Annotated in this window: 4 protein-coding genes and 1 pseudogene; 3 read left to right on the forward strand and 2 right to left on the reverse strand. The window is 42.4% G+C overall.

Features of this window, described 5'->3' with window-relative positions:
- The first annotated feature begins 80 nt into the window (after positions 1–80).
- From NJ959_RS09985 to NJ959_RS09995, 3 genes are all read left to right on the forward strand, one after another.
- Positions 81–197 carry a photosystem II reaction center protein I gene (locus NJ959_RS09985; RefSeq protein ID WP_254011615.1) on the forward strand — a complete coding sequence of 39 codons (117 nt, stop codon included), beginning with the start codon at positions 81–83 and terminating at the stop codon, positions 195–197.
- 240 nt (positions 198–437) lie between these two features.
- A complete protein-coding gene (locus tag NJ959_RS09990) occupies positions 438–1,670 on the forward strand; it encodes an RNA-guided endonuclease InsQ/TnpB family protein (RefSeq protein WP_309242592.1) in 1,233 nt (410 codons plus the stop codon).
- Positions 1,671–1,754: 84 nt separating this feature from the next.
- Complete coding sequence (locus NJ959_RS09995; RefSeq protein ID WP_254011607.1) at positions 1,755–4,325, forward strand: DUF3769 domain-containing protein; 2,571 nt, start codon at positions 1,755–1,757, stop codon at positions 4,323–4,325.
- Positions 4,326–4,466: 141 nt separating this feature from the next.
- Here NJ959_RS09995 and NJ959_RS10000 read toward each other — a convergent pair whose 3' ends face one another.
- Both NJ959_RS10000 and NJ959_RS10005 read right to left on the reverse strand, forming a co-directional pair.
- Positions 4,467–6,923 carry a hypothetical protein gene (locus NJ959_RS10000; RefSeq protein WP_254011608.1) on the reverse strand — a complete coding sequence of 819 codons (2,457 nt, stop codon included), beginning with the start codon at positions 6,921–6,923 and terminating at the stop codon, positions 4,467–4,469.
- A 426-nt stretch (positions 6,924–7,349) separates the two neighbouring features.
- A pseudogene (locus NJ959_RS10005) lies at positions 7,350–7,804 on the reverse strand (Rpn family recombination-promoting nuclease/putative transposase); the annotation flags it as partial.

Here is a 7,804-nt window from a genome sequence, read left to right on the forward strand (position 1 = left end):
CCACTCCCTATTCCCTATTCCCCATTGCCCCCTATAATGTAAAGTTGTTTAAACAGTTCTTTAATCTGGGAGAGATCGAGATGGAAACCCTCAAGATAGTGGTTTATATCGTTGTTAGTATTTTTGTGGCATTATTTGTGTTTGGCTTTTTGTCAGGCGATCCAGCTCGGAACCCCAAACGCCGGGATTTGGAATAAATAATTGCGCATCGCTTTATCCTTGACTTACTGTCTTGGATGGAAGGCGTATCTCACCAGCAACTATTCAGCGCGGCAAACTGTCATCTAATTTTGGCAGGAGGCTCCCGCTATAGCTAGAGGGGGATTTACCCTCGCGTAGCCGAGTACCCCCGATAGTTCAGCGGTGAGAGGAATGCCGAGGAAAAGGTCGAAACCGAGTTTGCCAATAAATACTCATTGCAGTGATATAATGTGGGTATGGAAAAGCAAGTGTTAACGATAGTCTGCAAGATTGACCCAAGTCCTGAGCAGGTTGCCAAAATAGAAGCAACCCTTCAGGCGTTTGCGGATGCCTGCAACTACATCAATGAAGTCGTAGAATCCAAGATTACCCACAACGTAACCATCCAAAATCAAGTTTATGGTGAAGTGAGGGAACGTTTTGGACTAGCTTCTAACCTTGCTATCCGTGCCATCAATCGGGTGAGTTCTAACCGCAAGACAGCCAAACGTATGAACAAACCCGTCAGGAAATTTTTCCCAACTTCTGCTGACTATGATGCTCGAATCTTCTCCTTCAGGGAGAAAGATTGGTCAGTATCGCTAACGCTAGTTGGCGGGAGAGAGCGCTTCTTGGTTGATGTTGGTAGCTACCAGAAAGGAAAACTATCTGGTTTTACGCCAACATCTGCGACTCTGGTTAAACATCAGAATGGAACCTACTCGGTAAATATTCAGGTAAAGAATGAGGCCCCAAGTCTTCAAAAATCCCAAGGTGTAATTGGGGTAGACTTGGGGCGTCGCGATGTGGCTGTAACCAGTGAGGGAGAAAGCTTTTCAGGGCAACAAATAACACAGATTCGAGATAGATATTCAAGAGTAAGAGCATCTCTCCAAAAGAAAGCTGTCGCTCGAAGACGAGCGCCCGCTTCGCTAACAGAAGGCACAAGGTCAACTAGACGTAGAGCTAGGCAGATTTTGCAACGGTTATCTGGCAGGGAGAGGCGCTTTCAATCGTGGGTCAACCATAACGTCAGTAAACACATTGTCGGGAAGGCTAAACAGTCTGAATGCTCAATTGCAATCGAAGACTTAACAGGAATTCGTGAGCGTACAAATGAGCAACCAAGAAGCAAAACTGAACGTAGGCGTTCCAACAATTGGGCATTTTTTCAGTTACGAATGTTCTTGGACTACAAAGCTCTTGGTGCTGGAGTTGAAATAATCAAAGTTAATCCAGCTTATACAAGTCAAACCTGTTGCAAGTGCCTCCACATCCATCCAGTAACAGGAAAGTCCTACCGCAGTGGTAAAACTTTCAAGTGTGGGCATTGCCACTCGAAAGGTGATGCCGATTTTAATGGTGCCAACGTGATTAAACTTTTGGGGGCTTCTGTAAACAGTCCCGGAGGTTCGTACCTGTCGTGTGAGCTAAGTAAAAAAGTTGAGTACTTTCAGCCTAGCTTATTTGATTTGGTACAGGGCTACTGAAAGCATAAACCATAGTCGGTACTCCGACTATGGTTTATGTAGTTTACGTTTTCAAGCTGTCCATTCGACTTTTACTGTTGAAAGATGCCCCACCCAGTTGAGCCGCCTGAAATTCCTGTCATTATTCGACCTGTAACTTCCTCAGAGGTTGCTAAATTAAACCTATTCTCGAATAGTCCATCAGGCTCGGCGATAATCCAAACTCATCCAACCGCAGTAATCCCCACTCCAACTCCCCCTGAAACCTTACCACCAGAGTCTTCTCAAGAAAGGCAAGAGGTAAGAGGTAAGAGGTTAGAGGTACAAGAGCCGGGGATTTATTCCCCTGCGATGCAGTCGGGGGGCGTTAGGGTAGCTTCTGGCACAGAAACGATACCAAAGGCTGGCGTTGCGATCGCGAAAACTGAGTTAATCGAACATCAAAGTGCGGCTGTACTCGGTTCGCCTATTTCTGTGGCGATGCCTCTGGCTGGGGTTGCGATCGCGAAAACTGAGCTAATCGAACATCAAAGTGCGGCTGTACTCGGTTCGCCTATTTCTGTTGGTGATTCTCAGCCGAGCGTATCTATAACACTTAATCTCTCCAATGTCAAGCGTTTGGTGGCACAATCTAGATCTGGACAACAGCGGGAATTTGAGTTGACTATCCCCACAGAAGAGACTCCCGCTACACCCGATCTGGAGATACCACCAAAGCCAGATACGTCAGGAGAGGAAACACCATCTACTACTGAAGAAAAACCTGAATCTGAAATTAAAAAACCGGAAACTGATACTACGATTACAGGTGTAATTGAACTAACAGCAGATCGACAAGAATACGACGATAAGAGAAAAGTTGTTACTGCCCAAGGAAATGTAGTATTAAGATTTCGCGGTGCTTTGCTCAATGCGGATCGCGTCCAAGTTAATTTGCCAAATCGTATTCTTGTTGCTGATGGAAATGTTACTCTAAAACGAGGCGATCAAATACTCCGAGGTGAACGATTTGAGTATTCTTTAATTCAAGATAGCGGTATTATTTCAAATGCTAAGGGGGAAGTTTATGCCCCCACAGCAGGAACAGATGTGACAATTTCCCCATCTCCCATCAATCCTGCGGCTAAAGAGGAACAACGGATTGCTAGCGATCGCATTTCTGGCGATCAACCCCTCCAAGGTATTAGTAATCCCGGCGCTTATTCTTTCTTTGTTGGGAGTGCTTTAAAAATAGATCCCCAAACAGGATTAATTGGTGCAAATAGAGGCTCTTTTCAATCGGAGGGGACGATTAATCGATTTCGGTATGAAGCGGATCAAATTGATTTTGAAGGAACAGATGCTGTTGGTACTAATGTACGGCTGAGTAACGATCCTTTTTCGCCACCAGAATTAGAATTGCGGGCAAATACAATGAGATTTCGGCGACTTTCTCCCTTAGTGGATGAAATAGTCGCTACTAAACCTCGTTTAGTATTTGATGGGGGTTTTTCGATCCCAACATTCCGCAATCGCATTTTAATAGATCGTCGAGAAAGACAACCTGCTTTGTTTAATTTTGGCTTTGATGATGAGCAGCGGGGTGGTTTATTTATTGAGCGAGCTTTTGAGGTAATCGATACTCCTGCTGTACGATTGCGTCTGACACCTCAGTATTTTATCCAAAAGGCTATTTTCTCAGATGGTGTAATTAATCCTTCTGTTTTTGGTTTGAAAGCTAAACTTGATGCGACATTAACTCCACGGACAACTTTGACGGGTAATGCGGTATTTACTAGTTTAGATCCAGATGAATTCTCAGAGCAACTCCGCTCTAGTTTACGACTGCGACAGGTAATTGGGACTAAGTATCCTCACAATTTTAATCTAGAATATAGTTATCGCGATCGCCTTTTTAATGGTTCATTAGGCTTTCAAACTGTGCGGAGTAGTTTTGGTGCTGTTGTCACTTCGCCAGTTATTGCTTTGGGAAAAACTGGAATAAATCTATCTTATCAAGGTGGAATTCAAAATATTATCGCGGATACAGATAGATTGGATTTACTCGAACCGATTAGAGATAATAATCGGATTAATTTGACTCGGTATCAAGGGAGTGCGACTTTAAGTCGGGGTTTGTTACTTTGGCAAGGTAAACCTTTACCTCCAACTCGTACAGAAGGATTGCGCTATACTCCATCGCCAGTGGTTCCCTATTTGGCTTTAAATGGCTCTGTCACGGGTGTGGCTAGTGCTTATAGTAATGGGGATAGTCAGAATTCCATCAGCGGTTCCATTGGCATATCGGGACAAGTGGGACATTTTTCTCGTCCCTATTTAGATTATACTGGATTTAATCTTAGTTATACTCAGGTTGGGATTGGCAATCTATCTCCGTTTCTTTTCGATCGGGTTGCTGATAGTAAGGTGTTGTCTTTTGGTATTGTTCAACAAATTTATGGTCCTTTTCGTTTTGGGATACAGACTACTTATAATTTAGATACTAGCGAGAATATTAGTACTGATTTCTTGGTAGAATATAGTCGGCGTAGTTATAATATTATTCTACGCTTTAATCCTGTTCAACAATTGGGATCTATTAGTTTTAGAATTAATGATTTTAATTGGAGTGGTAATCCTGGTGTTTTTGATAGTATTGAAAATCGTCCGGTTATTCAGGGGCAAACTAGGGAATAGGGAGTGGGGACAATTTGCTGTAGGGGCGTAGCATTTGGGCGATAACTTTTGTTGTTTAACCAGAATTTGACTATCCTTATGCTTCGCCCTGAGTGGGGAATAGGGAGTGGCTAATTGCTAATAGTCTATATCATCATCAATTTACCCATTACTTATACTACGCCATAACTTCTGCACCCACTCTAAAACTTTCAGAAATAACTCCTCTACCCAAACTATAGCCATATCTAACCACTCCAAAATTAACTCTAATGGGTGCTTAACATATCCAGTACGAATTGCTTTAGTTTCAATCCAGTCTGGTGCTGGTTGGATATCGGTGGATTTGGCTGTAGTTGTAAGTTTTTGCTTGTTGGTTATTAGTTGTTGATTTTGAGTTTTGGTGACGGTTTGTGGGATAATTGGTCTATCCAGATTTGATACTGTTTCACTTACTTTAATCGGATTTTGTGTCGGGGCTACTTGCTTGTTTTTACGTCGTTTTACTGGCTTAGGGGTTTTTGTGGGATAGGGTATATCTGTACTAACACCAAGACTCAAAGACACCAAGGGGTTAGGATTAAGTGCAATAGCACCGGGTGCTTCTACTGTAAACTGCTCTCTAAAGGATATTACCAGCTTCCCAATTATATTTGGCAGGTTTTTACTGCTTTCTCCACCTAAACCTTGTTGTAACTCTGAGGTTTCTTCTCTGGTATCATTATCGATAATTGTTATATTTTCCTTGGGTTTCAGATAGCCATGAATCAATCCCCAAGCTGAATTTATCCCTGTCGCGGCTATCTTACTATTTAATCTTTCAGGTAGTTGGGGGGGATTTTTGGCACTATCTCCTTTTAAAATAGAATGAGTTGGTTGAGATGGGGTAATATTTTTATCTGCTATATCTGATTTGCCAAATAAGTCATCCCAGGTTAGCCAAGGATCTGGTTCTATTTCTGAAGCGGTTAATTTTGATTGAATATTTGAGCTATAAGCAATTCCTGCTAGCTGATTTACTCCTCCTTCCTTATCTGAATTTGTTTCGAGTAAGTTTGAGCTTCTCCCGAAAAAGTAGTCTATCGCCCGGTAAATTAAATCTTGTAACCAAAATGGATGGGAGTTATCTTTTTCTGTTGGTGAGGTTGAGTTTTGGGGGGTGATTAATTGAGTTTCTAATTTTTGAATGGGGTTTTGGGTTTGTTGCCTAAATAGGATTGCATTTTTTAACTCTTGTACTAAACTTTGCGATTCTGCTGCTAAGGTATCAGCATCTAAGCCTTTTCCCTTTGGCTCTAGGAATAATAACGCTTTCTCTGGTATTATTTTAGCGAGAATACTTTTAACTAATGGTGCGGGTGCGGGTTCTAATGGTTTAATTAGATTGGGATTATTAACTAATGGTGCGGTTATGGGTTCTAATGGTTTAATTAGATTTAGATTGGGACTATTAATCTTTGTGACTAAAGTAGATTCGCTAAAAAGATTAAGTGTAACCGCAATCGGACTAGTTTGTACCCACCCCATTAACTGCCAAAACATTCTCACTGGTAGAAATAGATTTGCTCCAGCCACGCTACTGAAGCGATGGGGCTGTTTTTTCAGGAGCGATTTTCCGGCGATACGCCACTGACGGAAGAGGTTAGCTATTTCCCAACTAATTCTGGCTGATAGTTTCTGCTGCTGCTCTGGGGTAAGAATATCGAGAATTTCATTTTCGACAGTAACTAGCACTAAGCTGCGAGTTTCTAGTAGTGTAGCGACTCCTTGAATTACCCAAGACTGACGACCTAAGTTTGGTATGGTATTATTAGTTAGTTTTTGGCTATGTGAGATTAATTTACTATCAGCTTCAGTTTGGGGAGTATTATTAGTCAGTTTGTGGCTATTTGGAATTAATGTACCGTTATCTTCTGTTTGAGTAATTGACGCATCAGCCTGAATAAATGAGAAAAAACCGGGTGACCAGAAATTGTTTGGCTTCGTGCTAAGGTTATTTATATTGATATTTTGGGTTAGTGCCGCAGACCGCCAGTGGTTTAAACCACTGGCTAATAGCTTAAGTCCTCTTAAAGAGGACTGGGATATAATAATTTCAGTCCATTTTAATGGACGAATTGCACCATTCTCAATTACCTGTTTTACCCCTCTCCTTTTAGCGGAGGAGAGTAAGATTTCCGCCTCTACTTGAGCAGGAGAGGAGAGGATAAAATCTTCCTCCCCCTGCCCTGAAAGGGCAGGGGGTTGGGGGGTTAGGTTTTGCGACTTATTGAAACTAGTCTGTACATCTGGCAGTGGTAATATTGTAATTTTTTTTAGGATTTCCTGAATAGGAGTATCAGCCGGAGGGATTATTGTTTGGGGTTGGGATGGTTTGGATTGGCTGGATGAATTTAATTTAGAAAATCCCGATTTAGCTTTTCCCCCGAGTTGCCTTCCAGCGGATATAGTAGCTTGGACTAATAGATATGCAGGATAGAGGAGAATTTGCGCCCCCCAGGTGGCGGCTACTTTCAGATTCCGGATAGCCCGTTCACTTTTTTCCATCAATCGGCGAGATTGGCGATTGACAACGTTGAATAATTTGCTGCGATAGGGAGTATTAGTAGAGGATGACATAGGCGTTAACCAGAAGCCGCTTGTCTAAGTTTATCAAAACTTGGTCTTTTATGCTGGAATGGGGAATGGGGCATGGGGAGTGTAGGGGCGAGTTGCTACGATCATCTCTGGCGATCCCAAATAAACCTGCTCAACTTCCCTTCTACTAGCATAATCGAGAGCGATCGCAAATAAACCCGATCAACTTCCCCTCGACTAAGATTTGATTCTGTATTATAACTCTGCCGACGCTGGCGCAAAATGGCTGAAAAGCTTATCCCCACATCATCTCAAATCTATTAACTATTAACATCAAAACTCTCCTCCCTCATTCTCAAATGGCGGTTAAAACCGCATCTACACAAACAAAACCCGCCTTCGCGGGTTATTAATTAGTCCGCGCAGGCGGACTTCGGAAAGTGTAGCCGTGGATTCATTCACCCAAATCTAATCGATCGCAGCTAAACTTGAGATAGTAGCTAACAGCATTTCCTGATTAATAATCAAATCAGCACTATTAACCGGAGTAACATCATCAGTCAATCCCTCTTCAACCGTACCACTACTCAAAGATTGACGAATCTCCTTTAAAACAGTAAACTGTGCTACGCGAGAGGGTTGCTTAAACCAAATTGCGATCGCACTCGATAAATCTTCCCTATTATCTGGTAATGGCGCGATTAACTCAGCCAACTCAGCCAAATCTTGGGCAGAAAATAAAGATGAGTGATTATTCAATAATTCAATAACAGCAGTAAGATTCTCTTGATGAAACAAATCGGCTGCCGATTGCACCACTTCCAGCGGTAAATCCAAAGCGTCTGCAAGTACTGCCTTACTCAAACCCAACTCCAGCAATCGGGGGATAGATTCTAACTTCCCTAGCTGCTTACCTTCGGCTT

This window comes from Limnofasciculus baicalensis BBK-W-15 (assembly GCF_024178385.1).
GTDB classification, from domain to species: Bacteria; Cyanobacteriota; Cyanobacteriia; order Cyanobacteriales; family Coleofasciculaceae; genus Limnofasciculus; species Limnofasciculus baicalensis.